Below are 14,905 nucleotides of genomic sequence, written 5' to 3'. Positions count from 1 at the left end.
GAGGCTTGTTCATTCGAAAAACAGCGCGGTTACTATCTACGCCCCGGCAACATACCGGACAGCACCCCGTCCCGATCGACGAAATGATGTTTGAGAGCCATGGCGACATGTCCAATGATCAAGGCCCCGCAAAACCAAGACGTATAGGTGTGAATGAGTTTGGCGAGGGCATACTGATCCTGGTCGGGAGCCACCAGTGCCGGCAACTGCAACAATCCCAGCAGCATGATCGGTTTGTCCGCTACCGAACTCCAATACCAGCCAGATAACGGCAAGAACACCAGCGCCACGACATACAACAGCACATGACCGGCAAATGCGCCCTGTTTCAAGCGTGGGCTCATCGAGTCCGGCAGCGCAGGCGCGGGATGGCTCGCACGCCAGAACAGGCGAACCACCACGAGAAAGATCAAGGTGCTTGCCAACGCCTTGTGCAATACCGTCAATGAGTGGTTCGAATTGAACTCATCTCGCCAGTGGGTAGCAACGAAGCCGATGCACCACGCCGCCATCCATATCGCCGCACTTCCCCAATGCAACAGCATCGCCGTCGGTGTATAGCCCTTGCTGCCTGTCATCGGTAATCTCCTCAGCCTGACCGGCGTGCCATTGCGAGTGAGCGATAAATCTAACAGCACCACTGCGGGAGTCGCAGAGCGATAGTGGAATTCAGATTTTCATGAATGGAAATCTGCGTGGGGCGGATAGGCAAGCGAGCATTACTAATGCTGTCCCACAGACACCTTTGCCGCAATGATGGGGCGATGTTGACCATCCCTCATTTAAAGTGTGTTCCGCTGCCAACTGTTCAGTGTGGCCACTCGTTCGATGGCGGCAACTCTACTCCGCCTTGTCGATGGTTACCGCTTCAGCCAGCCCGGTTGCCAGATGATCGAGCAACGCTCGCAGCTTGGGTGGCAGGTGGCGGTTGGATGGGTACAGCGCCCAGGCAGTGCCCTGGTAACTGCCGGTGTAGCGCCAATCGCCCAACACCTCCAGCAGTCGGCCTTCGGCCAGTGCTCCGGCGGCGGTGAAGCTCGGCAGACAGGCGATGCCCAGATGGTTCAGTGCACCGTTCAGGCGCACCTCGCTATGGTTGCTGGCCAGGCGCCCACGTACTACGACCATGCACTGCTCACCATCGCGGGCAAAGTGCCAGCGGTGATCGTCCGATCGTTCATCCAGATACAAGCACTGGTGGCGCACCAATTCCTGCGGGTGCTGTGGTGTGCCATGACGTGCCAGATACTCCGGCGTGGCGCACAGCAGTTGCCGTACCTGGCACAAAGGTCGACCAACCATCTGCTCCGGCGGCTGCTCGGTGATCCGCACGATCAGATCGAAACCATCGGCGATCGGGTCTGGGCTGTGGTCACTGAGATTGAGGCTGACGTCCACCTCCGGATAGCGAACAAGAAAGTCCGCCAGCAACGGCGCCACGAGGTACTTGCCAAACGCTTTGGGCACCGACAGGCGCACCTGCCCACGCGGGTGACTCATCAGCCGCTCGCCCACCGCCATAGCTGCCTGCCCCGCCGCGAGCATCTCCCGACAGCGCTCGAACACCTCGGCGCCAGCCTCGGACAAGCGCAGCCGCCGAGTGGTTCGCTCCAGCAGGCGCAAGCCGAGGGCCACCTCCAACTGGGCGACCTGCCGGCTCAGAGCCGAGGCGCTGGTGTTCGACTGGCGGGCAGCGGCGGAGAAGCTGCCACACTCCACCACGCGGACGAAACCGGCCATTAGCGGCAGTAGATGATTAATGCTCATGGGGAATAGGTCTTTCACGAAATGAACCTATTATCACGCTCAGCATAGCAATGGACAATTGCCGGGTTCCTTTCACGAGTACCCGCCATGACCACACTGACCACTGCCAGCCGCCTCCGCCTGGTCCAGACCAGCGACCTGCTACTGCTGCTGGTCGCGCTGGTCTGGGGCACGAGCTATGGGGTCGCCAAACAGGCTCTGAGCTTCTACCCAGTGCTCGGCTTCCTCGCCGTGCGCTTCTGCATCACCTTCCTCTTGCTCGCCCCACAACTGCGCGGCCCCGGCCGTGCCGCACTACTCCCGGGGCTGCCGTCCGGCCTGGTGATGCTGGCGATCTTCCTCTGCGAAACCTATGGCGTCGCCCACACCAGCGCCAGCAACGCGGCCTTCCTGATCAGCCTGTGCGTAGTATTCACCCCATTCGTCGAGTGGGCGCTGCTTGGCCAGCGACCGGACGCGCGCCTACTGCCGGCGGTGATGTTGTCGCTGCTCGGCACCTGGCTGCTCAGCGGCGGAGTGGATCTGGATTTCGGACTGGGCGACGCGCTGATGCTGGCCGCTGCCCTGGTACGGGCCTTCGGAGTGTGCTTGATCCGTCGCCTCACCGCCGACAGCCAAGTGCCGCCACTGGCCTTCACCGCAGTTCAGACGGGCGTAGTGGGGGGCGGCTGCCTGCTCATCGGCAGCCTGCTACCCGGCGGCCTACCGCCGCTGCCGAACGCCCCCACGTTCTGGCTGGGCAGCCTGTACCTGGTACTGTTCGCCACCCTGTTCGCCTTCTACGTACAGAACTGGGCGCTCGTCCGCAGCAGCCCGACCCGGGTCAGCCTGCTAATGGGCAGCGAACCCCTGTTCGGTGCGCTGTTCGCTGTCCTCTGGCTTAGCGAACGACTGAGCCTGCAAGCCTGGATCGGCGGCCTGCTGATCGTCACCGCCACGCTGTGGACCGGCTGGTCGCGGCGCTGACTGACTGTCCGGGACGGGACAGGACGGGACAGGACGGGACAGGACAGGACGGGACAGTAGACATAAGAAAGCCCGCGGAGGGCGTAATGCTGTTCGCTTAAGACATCGGCCGTAGGGTTTGGGGTTGCTGCATGTGATGGGCTGCAAAGCAGGGGGCTATTACTGATGATGCGGTACTTGAGTGAACAGCATTGCGTACAGGGCGGGCTTTTCTGGGGGGCGGATATAAGGGGATATGTGGGAGACAGGAATCGTATCAACACGAAAGAGGCTGAATTCAATGGGTATTGTTCTTCAGGGTATGACTCTTTATCTCTAAAATTATCCTCAGCCTATTTCCGGGTTGAGGACCAGCGTGAAAAAGCCCTGACAGGACGATGGAAGTCGCTGAAGCGTTCTGCCACCCATGCACCAAAGCGGGCCTAAGGCGCTATTGCGGACAGTAAATGGGCTGAAGTGTTTTCCTTGGCATCCCCGGCGCCCGCGAGATCGAGCGCCGCGGGCGGCGCATCGATCTTGATAGGTGAAGCAGGGCACACTGTAATCGGTGGGAACGGATCATGGAAAAGGCGCAACCAACTCTCAAGATCGATGATCTCGACACAGCGAATACCATGCTGCTCACAGAGGATGTAGCTCTCGACCGAATTGGCTCAGAACGTTCCGCGTAGCGTCAACATATAGTTGCGAGGCGCTCCGTACCAGTTACCGCCAGCAGTGGAGTCGACCGTCTGGTAATAGGTCTTGTCAAACAGATTATTGCCATTGAGTTGCGCGGTCCAATGCTGATCAATCTTATACTCGACCAGGCCATTCCACACCGCATAACCTGACTGTTCGAATGCATAAGCCTCGGCGCTGCTCAGGCCACCGTCAGGCAACCGCTGCTGTACGGTGCCACTCTTGTAGCTGTCGCTCTGGATCGTCGCGCCGACGCCCACCTTCCACCGCTCGAAATTCCCCGGCAGCTGGTACGTGGTGAAAAACTTGAACAGGTGCTTGGGTGTCTGTGAGCTGGTCGGCTTGCCGTTATTGCTGGTTGTATTACCCGAGCGCTGTTCGTTGAAGTTCAGCGTGTAGCCCACCATGGCCTGCCAGCCCGGCGCCAGTTCGCCGGAGATTTCGCTGTCCAGCCCCTTGCTTATGGCTTCGCCAGAGGCCGTATAGAAACCGTTACCTGTGCTGATAGCTTCGTTCATGCGCTTGGTGTAATACAGCGCAGACGAGACGTTCAAGCGACCGCCGAACAGTTCGCCTTTTGTCCCGAACTCGTAGGTCTCACCTTCGATCGGATCGAGTGGCGAGCCGCTGAGGCTCTTGTAGGCAGTTTGAGGCTGGTAGATTTCAGCGTAGCTGGTGTACAGCGACCACTGCTCACTGACATCCAGAACCAGCGAACCGAATGGGGTAATAACCCCGCGGTTGCTCTCCTTGACTGGGGTGTCCATGTTGAAACTGGGCACCACTGTACGCACATAGTCACGGTAGTCGGAATAGCGAGCACCAAGGGTCAGGTGCAGCGGCTCTGCCAGTTGTGCTTTGAACGTGGTGTAAGCACCGGATTTACGCTGGTTCCAGTCCGGATTGTAGTAGTAGATACCCGGTTTGGCCGGCTTGGGCATGGAGCCGGCGTCATCGGTGTCAGGGTCGAACGGCACATTGATATCGCTGACAGTCCTCAGGTCCGTGTGGTCCGAATAGGTGCGTTTGACTTCCGAGTAGTCAGCCCCTATCAACCATTCGTGCTGCAGGCCGAACGCCTCGAATTTGCCAGCCAGGTTGATATCGAACAGATCTTGCTCGTTGGTGTAGCCGCGGATGAAGCGCGAGAACGTTCCACCATCGGCAACGCCCTGGGTGGAGTCGAACTTGGTCTTGGTGTAGCTGCTGTTGATCTTCCAGTTTTCGTTGAAAGCGTGCTCGACCTTGGCAAAGTAGTCGGTGCGTTTGTAGTTATTGGAGGACCAGTCGGCGGCCAGTGAAGTGCTGCGCGAGGCGTTCAACGGCGTACCGTCCTTGTAGCGGACCAGGCCTCTGTCCCAGTAACCGTCCATGTCGCGCCACTCGTAGGTACCGCCCACCGTCAGCAGTGTATCGGGCGTCAGGTCCGCTTCCAGGGTGCCGAAGATCACGTGCTTTTCGCTGTCGGCATTGTCGTAGAAATATTGCTTATCCTCATACGACATGGCCACTCGACCACGCAGGGCACCCTCGAAGGCCAGAGGGCCGGTGAGGTCGATCTCGCTGCGGTAGTTGTTCCAGCTGCCGGCGGACTGGCTGATCTTCAACTGGTTGTACGGCAGCGCACGCTTGCGCACCAGGTTGATGCTGCCTCCGGGGTCGCCTGTTCCGCCAAAAAGGCCGTCGGACCCGCGCAGCACTTCGACGTGATCGAAGGCGGTCATATCCGGCAGGCTGTCATACGCCTCGTTGCGAAGCATTGGCGCCCCGCCATCAACCTGGATACTGCGGATGAGAAAACCGCGGGAGTAGATCTCGTTCTTCGAGTCGTTGCCACCGACTACAGTGATGCCGGTGGTCTGGTCGAGCACCTGGGTCAAGCTGTTGAGGTTCTGATCTTCCATGCGTTGCTTGGTCATGACCGTGACCGATTGCGGAATCTCACGCAGAGTTTTCTGGGTCTTGCCACCGATGCTGGCAGTACCGGTGGTGTATGAGCCCGTACCCTCTGTGGTGGCGCCGAGCACAATGCCCACTACACTGGTCGGCTCCAGCGCCACCGTACCCGCCGGAAGGATATCCGGGGCCATTATCAGGCGATAGCCGCCGTCCTGCTGTAACACGGCCTGCAGGCCGCTGCCGGCCAATAACCGCTGAAGTGCCTGGGCGCTGCTGAAGCGGCCTTGCAGCCCAGGGGTGTACTTACCGGCCAGGTCGCCAGGGGCGAACGCAATGTTAAGGCCTGTGCTGCGGCTTAGCGCGGTGAGCGCGGCATCCAGCGAGCCGGCAGGCAGTGCCAGGTCATGTACCTGGTCGCTGTAACCGGCCGTGGCCGCCTGGGCTAGGCAAGGAATGCTACCGAGGCCAAGGCTGGCACAGAACATGGCACAGTGGATGGCGATGCGAAGTGGCGAGTGGTGGGGCACGTGAAGGTCTCGTTGGCAAATGAGTTGTTCTGATGTGTATGCCGGACGAAAAAGGAAACCCCTTCACAAACCGCTGATTTTTTTATTCTCACCTGCCAAAGCCCAGCTATAGCGAGCTCAAGCGCCCAGGCGCACCCAGTATTGAGTCATGGACCGCAGGCGCAGGCCATGCGTCTGGGCGATGAAGGCCAGCGTCGCATCGGTGTCTTTGAGATTGAAATTGCCGCTGACGCTGCGCTGCGCAATCCGTGGCTCGCATCCAAGGTAACCGCTGCGGTAGCGGCCCAGTTCAGCGAGCACGTCGACCAGGGGCATATCACGTGCAATCAACACGCCTTCGCGCCAGGCCGCTGCATCCTCCGCATTGCCAGGCATGCGCTGCACACTGCTGCCCGTCATCGCCCACGTCTCCCCCGCCTGGGCAACGGCGCCCGCGCCTGTCAGCGGTTGCAACCTTACCGTGCCTTCGCTTACGCCCAACAGGCAGCTTTGCTGGAGCCTGCGCACGCTGAACCGGGTACCCAGGGCTTCAAATGCACCGAATGCTGTCGATACCTGCAGTGGTCGGTGCCTCGGGCTGGAGCCATCGGCGCCGGTGGCCAGGTACAGCTCACCGCGCAGCAGTTCGACCACACGCGCATCGGCGTTAAAGCGGAGGCGCACCGCACTGTCGGTGTTGAGCTCCAGCAAGCTGCCGTCGCTCAGTGCCCAGCTTCGATGCTCGCCAACCCGGGTGCTGTAATCAGCGACTAGGCGCTGCCAGGACACGTTATCGCGACCGGTCCATGCCAACGTAGCCGCCCCCCCCCACAGTGCGAGCATACTGAGCACCTGCCGGCGCTGCAGCCGCGCCTCTGGTAGCTTGCCCATTGCCTGACGCACCAGCCCGGCAGGCATGTTGCTGAAGCGACTGCTCAGGCTCTGCAAACGCGCCCAAGCCAGGCGATGCGACTCATCACTGGCCAGCCAAGCCTCGAAAGCGTTGCGAGTGGCCGCGTCGGGCTCGTTATAGGTGATACGAATGGACCACTGGATGGCCTGTTCGAGCGCCTGTTCCGGCAGGCTCTGCAGCCCGGCGCTTTTCAAACCGGTGCCTCGAACATCAGTTGGTAGCAATGGCGCAAAACCTTGGCCAAATCACGTTCGACGGTCGACAGCGAAATACCCAAGTGTTCGGCAATGCGCGGGCACGGCAACCCATCGAGCTGTGCCATCAGGAAGATGCTGCGCATGCGCTCAGGTAGCGTGTCCAGCATGCGGTCGATGCTGACCAATGCCTCAATGGCCAACGCACTGACTTCCGGTGACGGCACTTGCGCTTCCGGCAGCCCGGCCAAGGTTTCCAGCCAGGCCTGTTCAATGTCGCGATGCCGCCACAGGTCGATCACCAGGCCCCGCGCAATGGTACGCAGATAGGCCCGTGGCTCCAGCACCGCGGGAACCTGACGGCGCTGCAATATTCGCAGGAATGTGTCATGAGCCAGGTCTGCGGCATCAGCTGCGTTGTTCAAGCGCGTATGCAGCCAGCTTTGCAGCCAACCGTGGTGCTCGACGTAGAGGCGTTGCAGGGGGTGCGGAGCGGACATGCCGAAAGATTCCATTTCGGTGTTATTGCTAATCAGTCGCATTATTACCTGGAATGGGCAACGGCTACCAGATGTGATTTGAACAAGGCCCGGACGAAGTTGGTCCGCGTCCGGTTAACTAGAAACCTAAGCGGACGGTGAATGGCCAAAGGGTATGCTAGGAAACTTACAGCGCCTGTGGAGATTGAGCGACATGCGCGGCACCTAATCTTCACAAGCACCTCGGATGCCAAGGCAAATACTTCAGGCTACTCACTGTCCACACTCGAAAGCGGTTGAAAATGGCATTGGGCGTGTACGGAACACCGTGGCGCCCAGTGGCCGATTTGGTGCTTTGGATTTTTAGGTGAAGTCCATCCAAACAGGGCGGCTTTGCAGCCCTGTTTGGATGGACCCGCATGGAAGGCAGATCACCGAAATTTCAAAGCCGTGCGCTCACTCGACTGCGCCACGCCTGGCTCTTAGGCTAGAAACGTTTACCCCGGTCTGATTCGCGAACTCATGCGGAGAGATATGCTCCTGCCGGTTCGCTTCGAGGTAACGGCTCCACCAACTCATGATCATTCGCCGCTCCTCCAAGAACTCGGCCTTGTGGATATACGCCGCCCGAACATTGTTGCGCTCCCTGTGGCTCATCTGCCGTTCGATAGCCGTCTCTGACCACAGCCCGGATTCGACCAAAGCACGGCACGCCATGGAGCGAAAGCCATGCCCGCAAACTTCGGTCTTGGTGTCGTAGCCCATGTTCCGCAAAGCGCTGTTGACCGTGTTCTCGGACATAGGCTTCCACGAGCGAGCGTCACTGGTGAACACCAGGTCGAAGTACCCCGTGATCGCATGAATCTGTTCGAGCAACGCCACCGCTTGCTGTGAAAGCGGGACAAGGTGGATGTCGCCCGCCATCTTCGTACCTCTGGTCGAATACGGAACGCCGTCCAACGCGGGCCGCGTGTCAGGTATCTCCCAGATACCGCGCTTCAGGTCGAACTCACTCCAGCGCGCGAAGCGCAGTTCGCTGGACCGGACAAACACATGCAGCGAGAGCATGACGGTCAGCCGAGTGAGCGTGCGTCCCTTGTAGTGCTCGATGCGGTCCATCAACTCGGGCAAACGAGAGAGCGGAAGTGCAGGCCGGTGCGTAACTCGTGGCGCGCTGATGAAGCCCTCAAGGTCATATGCAGGATTTACCATGATCAGCCGCTGCCGCTTCGCCTCACGCATGATGCTTTGTAGGTAGTTTTGCACCCTCAAGGCCACATCGATCGTGCCGCGTTTCTTGATCTCTTCCAGCGGCTGCATAAGGTCAAAGGTATCCAGATCAACGATGGCGCGTGCGCCTAGCAGCGGGAATACGTGAGTCTTCAAACGACTCAGCGCGGTCCTCGAATGGCCAGGCGCCCACTTCACGGACATTTCCTTATGCCAGTCCAAGGCAACGCGTTCGAATGTGTGGCCTCTGACAACCGCTTCGGCCTTGGCCTGCTGCTTGGACGCAATCGGATCAATGCCCTCAGCCAGCATCCGCTTAGTCTCCAGACGCTTCTGCCGGGCATCTGCGAGACCGGTGACGGGATAGTTGCCAAACGAGGTCAGCCCCTCTCGCCCATCAGGTTTCACATACCTGAAGCGCCAGCCTTTGCGGCCATTGGGGTAAACGAGGAGGTAAAGACCGTCACCGTCGAAAAGCTTGTATGGGCGGTCAGTAGGCTTGGCCGAGCGGCAGGCGGTGTCAGTCAAGGGAGCAGTAGTACGAGCCATAAGGGTAAACCCCTTTATCGAATCGACTTTATCCCAAACGTTACCCCTAAATCGGCTGGCAGCTGTCGGATTCCAACGGAACGCCATAACGAAAAAACCCGCCAGAAGGCGGGTTTTACGGGGGTTCCAGAGATTTTGGTGGCCTTCGCTGGAACCTGAACTGGTGCGGAGACAGGAATCGAACCTGCGACCTTCGCGTTACGAGTGCGTTATAGCGCCCTGCCATTACGGGCAAAGTCCCGAATTCATTGGGCAATATCGTCTGGTTGAGTCCACCGAGACAGGTCCGTATAGTCATTTTTGCTGTCACCCTGCTGTCACGGACGCCAACCCATGAAAACCAAGATCACCGCCAAAGTCCTCTCCAGCATCCAGCCCCAGGAGAAGGCCTACCGCATCCACGACACCGCCCAGCCAGGCCTGTCTATCCGCGTCCTGCCCAGTGGCCACGCCAGCTATATGGTGACCTGGGGCCGGAACCAGGCCGCCACCCTGGGCCGGGTTGGAATGATGACCTTGGACCAGGCGCGCACCGAGGCTGCACGCTGGCTTGCTGAGGCCCACGCCCACGGAGCGCCGCTGGTTGCAGCCAAGAGCAAGCGCCGGGCCGCTCACACTCTCCAGAGCTATCTTGAGGAAAGCTACTATCCATGGCTGGAGACCCACCACAAGGCCCACAAGAAGACCCGACACGCAATAGAGTACAGCTTCGGCGCATTGATGCGTAAACCGCTGGCAGACATCACCCAGCGCGATCTGGAGGCTATGCGCGTGAAGTGGCTGGCTGCCGGCTTGAAGGATGCCACCGCCAACAGGAAGCTAGCGGCCTTGCGCGGCGCGCTTTCCAAGGCCGTCGAGTGGGGCGCGCTCGAACAGCACCCGATGACCAAACTGAAGCCCATGCGGCTCGACTCCCGCGCCCGGGTTCGATTCCTATCCTCGGAAGAGAACCGGCGACTGCGCCAAGCGCTGGACGATCGGGAGGAGCGCATCAGGGGCGAGCGTGACAGCGCCAACCGGTGGCGTAGGGAACGGAAAAAGGCCGAACTGCCGGATCTTCGAAAGGTGGCGTTTGCTGATCACCTGAAGCCAATGGCCATCATCAGCCTTAATACCGGCCTGCGCCGAGGCGAGTTATTTAATCTAACTTGGGCTGATATCGATCTTGGGCAGAAGACGCTGACAGTAGTTGGCGAGGGTGCGAAGTCCGATCAAACCAGGCACATTCCATTGAATAAGGAAGCGCTGGAAACTATCAAAGAGTGGAAGGCGCAATCTAATGGCCTCCCCCTGCTCTTCCCGAGCCAAACTGGCGGAGTAATGGATAACGTAAAGAAGTCCTGGGACGGGGTTCTGAAAGAGGCAAAAGTCAGTTCATTCCGCTGGCATGACCTGCGCCATACTTTCGCGTCAAACCTGGCCATGAAAGGCGTGCCGCTGAATACGATCAGGGATCTGCTGGGGCACGCCGACCTCAAGATGACACTGCGCTACGCACACCTGGCGCCAGACAGCAAGGCGGCTGCAGTCGAGCTTATTTAGGCTCGTAAGGCACTACGGTCGGAGAGCTTTTATGCTCATCTACGTGTTTCAGTAGGCTGACCCAATGCTCTCGAAGGAGATCAGTGTGTATGTCTTCTGTAGGTTTTACACTTTCAGGATATTCATCCCAGAAAAACTCTGAACTATAAATTGTTTCTTTAAGCCTGAGCTCCTCATAGCTTAAAAGTCTCGGACAATGCCATACCAGCATCATGAAACGGAAAGAATCATCTGTGGTATAAAGCTCTTTAGAGAGCTTATACATTGATACTAACTGTGTTTTCTCTTCTCCATCTTCCTCACTCCACAAATCTGCCTCAATGTGGAAATTCGTTGCGTAAGTCTCAATCGCAGATTCAATTACGCCGGTTATTGACTGTCGCTTCTGCCTCGCTAATAGGTCGATGAGGAACCGCACCTTGGGGTCCAAGCGGAGCGTCAGCGCTTCAGTTTTGCGCGCACCCTGATTCGGCTTGTTTTTGCTCATCACCACTCCTCCATCGCAGACCGGCAAGCGTATACGGCACGTCCACAGAAGTCCATGCATTCACATTACGCACTGCACATCAGTTGACGTGCATCGACCCCTTCGCCTAGCATTCCTCTCGAGCCCGCGCCGCGGGATGAAGGAGAGACACCATGGAACAAGCACCACAAGCCGCCCCACTTTCCGTGGGCGTAGAGGAAGCAGGCCGTATCCTCGGGATTTCCCGGTCAGCCACCTATGAGTTCATTGCCAAGGGCGAGATCAAGACGTTCAAGATTGGGCGCCGCCGCCTGGCCCTGATGTCGGAACTGAAGGCGTTCATCGAACGCGCAGCAAAGGAAGGTGGGCGCTAATGGCCAGTGACGAGCAAACACCGAAACTGGTGCTTGTGAAAGGCGGTGCTGAGCCAGTGTTAGAGGCACTGGCCCAGCGTGCCGCAAAGCAATCTGGAGACAGCCCGCAGCGCCTCGATTCTACCCATTCGCCCGCCCCGGGCGCCACTCCCTACCGCCCCACCTATGACGACTTGCGAGAAGCCGTGGACGAAGCCCACGCAATGCTCAGCCTCTTGGCTACGGGTATGCGGATGATTGCCGGCGGCTATGGCAGTGCGCAGGAGGTCAGAAAGTTGGCCAGTTCAACAGCAAAAGCTGCCGCTACGAGTCAGCACTACCTTGGGCGTCTGCTTGAGGGGCTTGTGGCAACTGATGGCCGCGAGGCATAGCGAAGGGATGGAGACGAGGAGAGAGAAATTGCCCAGGCAGTGCACCACCACCGCCTGGGCCTGACCCCTATCGAAAAGGAGCCTGTATGACGGCCGAAACTATCGCAGATGCTGATCTGCCTGACAACCACTCCAGCAATGCCCAGGCCTTGCGGATGATCGCCGCATTGCGCAAGGGCCCTGTATCGTCCATCGAGGCGGCGCAGGCGCTGGATATCGTCCACCCACCATCCACGATCCGCCACCTCAGGCGCCAAGGCTGGGGCATCTTGACCCGGTGGTGCTACCAGGCGGCAGCGCCAGGTCGGCGCCCGCATCGGGTGGGCCTGTATGTCCTGGACAAGGAAATCGACTGAGGCAACGGCCGGGGCGCGATACGGTTCGCGCTCCGGCTTCTTGGTGTGAGCCGCCGAATGGCAAGAAAGAAACAGTACAAGGTCGATTTTGGCGGGCGGGTGTTCGCCCTACCCTATCGATTACTCGTGCACCCCGCTTTCGACAATCTCAGCCCAAAGGCAGTGACCGTCCTCATCAAGCTGGGGCGGCACTATAACGGGCGCAATAACGGCGATCTGGCGTGCACGGTCGAGATGATGGCCGAGGGGCGCAAAATGGACGCCAAGACCCTCGCGTCTGCTCTCCAAGAGCTGATTGATGCAGGCCTGATCATTCGCACCCGCACCTACCGGAAGGGCGGCAGGGAACCGGGAATGGCGCAGTGCGCGCTCTATGCGCTCGCCTGGGCGTACATCGACGAATGCCCCGGGAAAAACCTCGAAGTGGCACCAGGGCCGGCACCTTTCAAGTTCACCTGATTTCGATTTTTTCGGTGGGATTTTTTCCGCCATCGACTGGGATTTTTTCCCATACGGTTTTCCGGTTGTGTCCGAGTGCGTTGGGCGCCCTCCTAGCGACTGGGATTTTTTCCTAGTCATCTGCCGAATTTGCTGGGTTTGCCGGGAGTCTGTGAACGGAAAAAATCCCAGTCTTTATAATTTACCACCCCCAGGGGTATTAATTACGCGCACTGCAGGACCAGGGCGGCGACACCGTGATGCAGATCCGGACTACCGGGCCAGCAACGAAAAAGGGCACCACCCCGATCCAGGGTAGTGCCCAATTATCAACATTATGGTGATGGTTTGCTTGCTGCCCTCAGTTCTTCCACTCTGCCGGAGCTCTGAACGCGAGGCCCTTGTTCGCCTCCTTGAGTAAATTCTTCTCGTCCCAGGAGTCAGTGTCGTAGCCGGCGTGGAGCAGGCCGCCGATTACCGCCGCCTCAACGGTACGCATGAAGCCGAGCACCTGGCCGCGCAACGTTACGAACTCCTCTGGTGTGGCCTGCTGAGCGCGTTCCAGCCAGCTCGCCGCGACCCCGCCGAGGTGGCCTATCGGATTGTCGTGATGGGCCTTGATGTGTTTAAGGGCGATAAGCGAGAGAGCCTGGCCAGTGTCCCATCCTCCCCAGTAGTCACCGGTTAATGGGACATCCCACAAACAGTGCCCATGGGATCTGGGAGTGTAAAAATCGGTGCCGATATAGGGCAGCCTCGCCGCCGGATGCTTGCGCCGCTTGAACTTAAGTTGGCCTTGTTGCTTGGTGCTGGTATCTTGTTTACGTTGCATGACGTGTCTCTCTAAGGTCGTCGTGTGATAGGCCCTCCCGGTGTTCGCGCACCGGGTTGGCCACCTTCCACATGTGGGGGAATCCCACCCTTTACTGCTTGCCCTTCTCGTTCAGCCACCCGATCGCCCAGCTTATAGGGTCTTTGCTCCCCTGGGGCTTGAGTGGCTTGCCGTCTCGCGCCGCCTGGCGCCCTTCCTGCTCCGTTTCCGTGTGAATCCATACCGAGGTATGCCTAAAGCCAGCTTCGCGCTGACGCTCCTTGAAGAGCCTTTGGCGCTCTGCTGCCGATAGGGGCTGCTTTGGGTTTTCTGAATCGCCCATACAATCTCCGTTACCACTTACGATGAACCAATAATGGATTAATGTGAGTGGTAACGCAAGAGGCGGGATGAAATTGTTTTGCACCCCTCTCGAAGGAGGCGACCAAAGTGATGCACCCTTGATCGAGCCGCATCGACTCTTCCTCAAATTGAGGATGTTTCCAGGCTGGATGAACCGGGCGGTATGTCCAAAGCTGGACGGATCTCTGTGGGAGCGGGCCGGCGAGATGTGAGCAAAGCTGCTCACAATGCCCAGGTGGCCCGTTTGGGGAAAACCAGCAACCAAGGATGCGGAAAACCAACAGGCTGGTGGCAAAGGTGTCTCCGAGACGGAGATGCCCTGAAATCTGAGGACATTGCCAGGCCGGGAGATGCGCTCAGATCTGAGCACATCGAGATGCCGGTAAATTATCCGCCATCTCGTGCGACACGCGTAGCGTGTCTCCTCCACCAAGCTGTATGGTCAGCTTGATGGGATTTCCGGGAGGAAATCGAATACTTGGGTATCCATCCCCAAGAAACAAAACCAGCCCAGAAGTTCATTGCCTTCAAGAACTTACCGCTGCGGCGGATGGCAAAACCCAAGGTCGTTCAGCTCTCGGTAGCACGACCGCAAAACCAGCAACATCCGGTTTTGGAGAGCCCTCTACATACCAACCCAAGCGGGGGATCTGACCCCCGCAGGGGTCTCCTCCTGCTCATTTTGAACCAGGAGGCATCAACTTTCCGACCAACGGCTATCTTGCTGTCTTGGTTCGGTCTTCCAGGAGACATGAGCGAAAGCTCTGTCTGTCATTGTCCAACTGCCGCCTCTATGGAGCAGTAGCGGACTCGTTGTGCGACCAACGGTAGCCTACGACGGCATGCATCACTGACAACGGTGGTGTGTGAAGCCCGTCAGACAACGTAGCCCCCATATGGGTGCATCTCTCCCGCGAGGAAGAATGCAGAGACTCGGAGCAGTACCGGGTTGAGGCGCTAGGCTGGCTGGTACGGCCAACACAAGTGAATCGCTGATAAA

General features: G+C 58.8%; 15 protein-coding genes. 6 read left to right on the top strand and 9 right to left on the bottom strand.

Translation table 11 applies throughout. The annotated features are described in order from the left end of the window. Window positions 1-32: 32 nt before the first annotated feature. Window positions 33-578 (bottom strand): cytochrome b, encoded by a 546-nt coding sequence (locus ACYU03_RS04565; protein WP_461888358.1) that lies wholly within the window; start codon window positions 576-578, stop codon window positions 33-35. A 262-nt stretch (window positions 579-840) separates the two neighbouring features. Next, window positions 841-1,767, bottom strand: coding sequence for a LysR family transcriptional regulator (locus tag ACYU03_RS04560; RefSeq protein WP_461888356.1), 927 nt, complete (start codon window positions 1,765-1,767; stop codon window positions 841-843). Window positions 1,768-1,854: 87 nt separating this feature from the next. Here ACYU03_RS04560 and ACYU03_RS04555 point away from each other — a divergent pair, with 87 nt between their 5' ends. Further along, window positions 1,855-2,733: a DMT family transporter gene (locus tag ACYU03_RS04555; RefSeq protein WP_461888354.1), complete on the top strand. Its 879-nt coding sequence runs from the start codon at window positions 1,855-1,857 to the stop codon at window positions 2,731-2,733. Window positions 2,734-3,386: 653 nt separating this feature from the next. Here ACYU03_RS04555 and ACYU03_RS04550 read toward each other — a convergent pair. The 4 genes from ACYU03_RS04550 to ACYU03_RS04535 form a co-directional block, all read right to left on the bottom strand. Beyond that, entirely contained in the window at window positions 3,387-5,840 is a 2,454-nt protein-coding gene (locus tag ACYU03_RS04550) for a TonB-dependent siderophore receptor (RefSeq protein ID WP_461888352.1), read from the bottom strand. Between the two features lie 117 nt (window positions 5,841-5,957). Further along, complete coding sequence (locus ACYU03_RS04545) at window positions 5,958-6,926, bottom strand: FecR domain-containing protein (protein ID WP_461888350.1); 969 nt, start codon at window positions 6,924-6,926, stop codon at window positions 5,958-5,960. Further along, window positions 6,923-7,426: a sigma-70 family RNA polymerase sigma factor gene (locus ACYU03_RS04540; protein ID WP_461888348.1), complete on the bottom strand. Its 504-nt coding sequence runs from the start codon at window positions 7,424-7,426 to the stop codon at window positions 6,923-6,925. Before ACYU03_RS04540 ends, ACYU03_RS04545 begins: the two co-directional genes overlap by 4 nt. Before the next feature lie 435 nt (window positions 7,427-7,861). Continuing rightward, window positions 7,862-9,184 carry a tyrosine-type recombinase/integrase gene (locus tag ACYU03_RS04535; RefSeq protein ID WP_461888346.1) on the bottom strand — a complete coding sequence of 441 codons (1,323 nt, stop codon included), beginning with the start codon at window positions 9,182-9,184 and terminating at the stop codon, window positions 7,862-7,864. 333 nt (window positions 9,185-9,517) lie between these two features. Between ACYU03_RS04535 and ACYU03_RS04530 the strand changes: the two genes are divergently transcribed. Beyond that, window positions 9,518-10,726, top strand: a complete 1,209-nt coding sequence (locus ACYU03_RS04530) for a tyrosine-type recombinase/integrase (protein ID WP_461888344.1) — start codon at window positions 9,518-9,520, stop codon at window positions 10,724-10,726. On the opposite strand, the gene ACYU03_RS04525 is transcribed toward ACYU03_RS04530, so the two are convergent. Next, the gene (locus ACYU03_RS04525) at window positions 10,719-11,213 is read right to left on the bottom strand and encodes a hypothetical protein (RefSeq protein ID WP_461888343.1); all 495 of its coding nucleotides are present in this window, start codon (window positions 11,211-11,213) and stop codon (window positions 10,719-10,721) included. The two genes, ACYU03_RS04530 and ACYU03_RS04525, sit on opposite strands and share 8 nt — an antisense overlap. A 152-nt stretch (window positions 11,214-11,365) precedes the next feature. Between ACYU03_RS04525 and ACYU03_RS04520 the strand changes: the two genes are divergently transcribed. From ACYU03_RS04520 to ACYU03_RS04505, 4 genes are all read left to right on the top strand, one after another. Beyond that, complete coding sequence (locus ACYU03_RS04520; RefSeq protein WP_461888341.1) at window positions 11,366-11,566, top strand: helix-turn-helix domain-containing protein; 201 nt, start codon at window positions 11,366-11,368, stop codon at window positions 11,564-11,566. Further along, a complete protein-coding gene (locus ACYU03_RS04515; protein ID WP_461888339.1) occupies window positions 11,566-11,937 on the top strand; it encodes a hypothetical protein in 372 nt (123 codons plus the stop codon). The genes ACYU03_RS04520 and ACYU03_RS04515 overlap by 1 nt, the downstream gene beginning before the upstream one ends. Window positions 11,938-12,023: 86 nt before the next feature. Next, window positions 12,024-12,293, top strand: a complete 270-nt coding sequence (locus ACYU03_RS04510) for a helix-turn-helix domain-containing protein (RefSeq protein ID WP_461888337.1) — start codon at window positions 12,024-12,026, stop codon at window positions 12,291-12,293. Between the two features lie 57 nt (window positions 12,294-12,350). After that, window positions 12,351-12,752 carry a helix-turn-helix domain-containing protein gene (locus tag ACYU03_RS04505; protein ID WP_461888335.1) on the top strand — a complete coding sequence of 134 codons (402 nt, stop codon included), beginning with the start codon at window positions 12,351-12,353 and terminating at the stop codon, window positions 12,750-12,752. 340 nt (window positions 12,753-13,092) lie between these two features. Here ACYU03_RS04505 and ACYU03_RS04500 read toward each other — a convergent pair whose 3' ends face one another. After that, on the bottom strand, window positions 13,093-13,563 hold the full coding sequence (locus tag ACYU03_RS04500; RefSeq protein WP_461888333.1) for a hypothetical protein: 471 nt from the start codon (window positions 13,561-13,563) through the stop codon (window positions 13,093-13,095). 91 nt (window positions 13,564-13,654) lie between these two features. Beyond that, window positions 13,655-13,885, bottom strand: a complete 231-nt coding sequence (locus tag ACYU03_RS04495) for a hypothetical protein (protein ID WP_461888331.1) — start codon at window positions 13,883-13,885, stop codon at window positions 13,655-13,657. Window positions 13,886-14,905: the final 1,020 nt, after the last annotated feature.

It is taken from the genome of Pseudomonas sp. X10, from assembly GCF_054889225.1.
The sequence above is the reverse complement of the archived record's forward strand: the minus strand, read 5'-3'. Positions and strand labels throughout refer to the sequence as shown.

Excerpts from the sequence above, each read along its gene's own strand:
- ACYU03_RS04525 (WP_461888343.1), bottom strand. The coding sequence starts at position 11,213 with ATGAGCAAAAACAAGCCGAATCAGGGTGCGCGCAAAACTGAAGCGCTG.
- ACYU03_RS04500 (WP_461888333.1), bottom strand. The coding sequence starts at position 13,563 with ATGCAACGTAAACAAGATACCAGCACCAAGCAACAAGGCCAACTTAAG.
- ACYU03_RS04515 (WP_461888339.1), top strand. The coding sequence starts at position 11,566 with ATGGCCAGTGACGAGCAAACACCGAAACTGGTGCTTGTGAAAGGCGGT.
- ACYU03_RS04495 (WP_461888331.1), bottom strand. The coding sequence starts at position 13,885 with ATGGGCGATTCAGAAAACCCAAAGCAGCCCCTATCGGCAGCAGAGCGC.
- ACYU03_RS04560 (WP_461888356.1), bottom strand. The coding sequence starts at position 1,767 with ATGAGCATTAATCATCTACTGCCGCTAATGGCCGGTTTCGTCCGCGTG.
- ACYU03_RS04520 (WP_461888341.1), top strand. The coding sequence starts at position 11,366 with ATGGAACAAGCACCACAAGCCGCCCCACTTTCCGTGGGCGTAGAGGAA.
- ACYU03_RS04505 (WP_461888335.1), top strand. The coding sequence starts at position 12,351 with ATGGCAAGAAAGAAACAGTACAAGGTCGATTTTGGCGGGCGGGTGTTC.
- ACYU03_RS04555 (WP_461888354.1), top strand. The coding sequence starts at position 1,855 with ATGACCACACTGACCACTGCCAGCCGCCTCCGCCTGGTCCAGACCAGC.
- ACYU03_RS04510 (WP_461888337.1), top strand. The coding sequence starts at position 12,024 with ATGACGGCCGAAACTATCGCAGATGCTGATCTGCCTGACAACCACTCC.
- ACYU03_RS04565 (WP_461888358.1), bottom strand. The coding sequence starts at position 578 with ATGACAGGCAGCAAGGGCTATACACCGACGGCGATGCTGTTGCATTGG.
- ACYU03_RS04535 (WP_461888346.1), bottom strand. The coding sequence starts at position 9,184 with ATGGCTCGTACTACTGCTCCCTTGACTGACACCGCCTGCCGCTCGGCC.
- ACYU03_RS04540 (WP_461888348.1), bottom strand. The coding sequence starts at position 7,426 with ATGTCCGCTCCGCACCCCCTGCAACGCCTCTACGTCGAGCACCACGGT.
- ACYU03_RS04530 (WP_461888344.1), top strand. The coding sequence starts at position 9,518 with ATGAAAACCAAGATCACCGCCAAAGTCCTCTCCAGCATCCAGCCCCAG.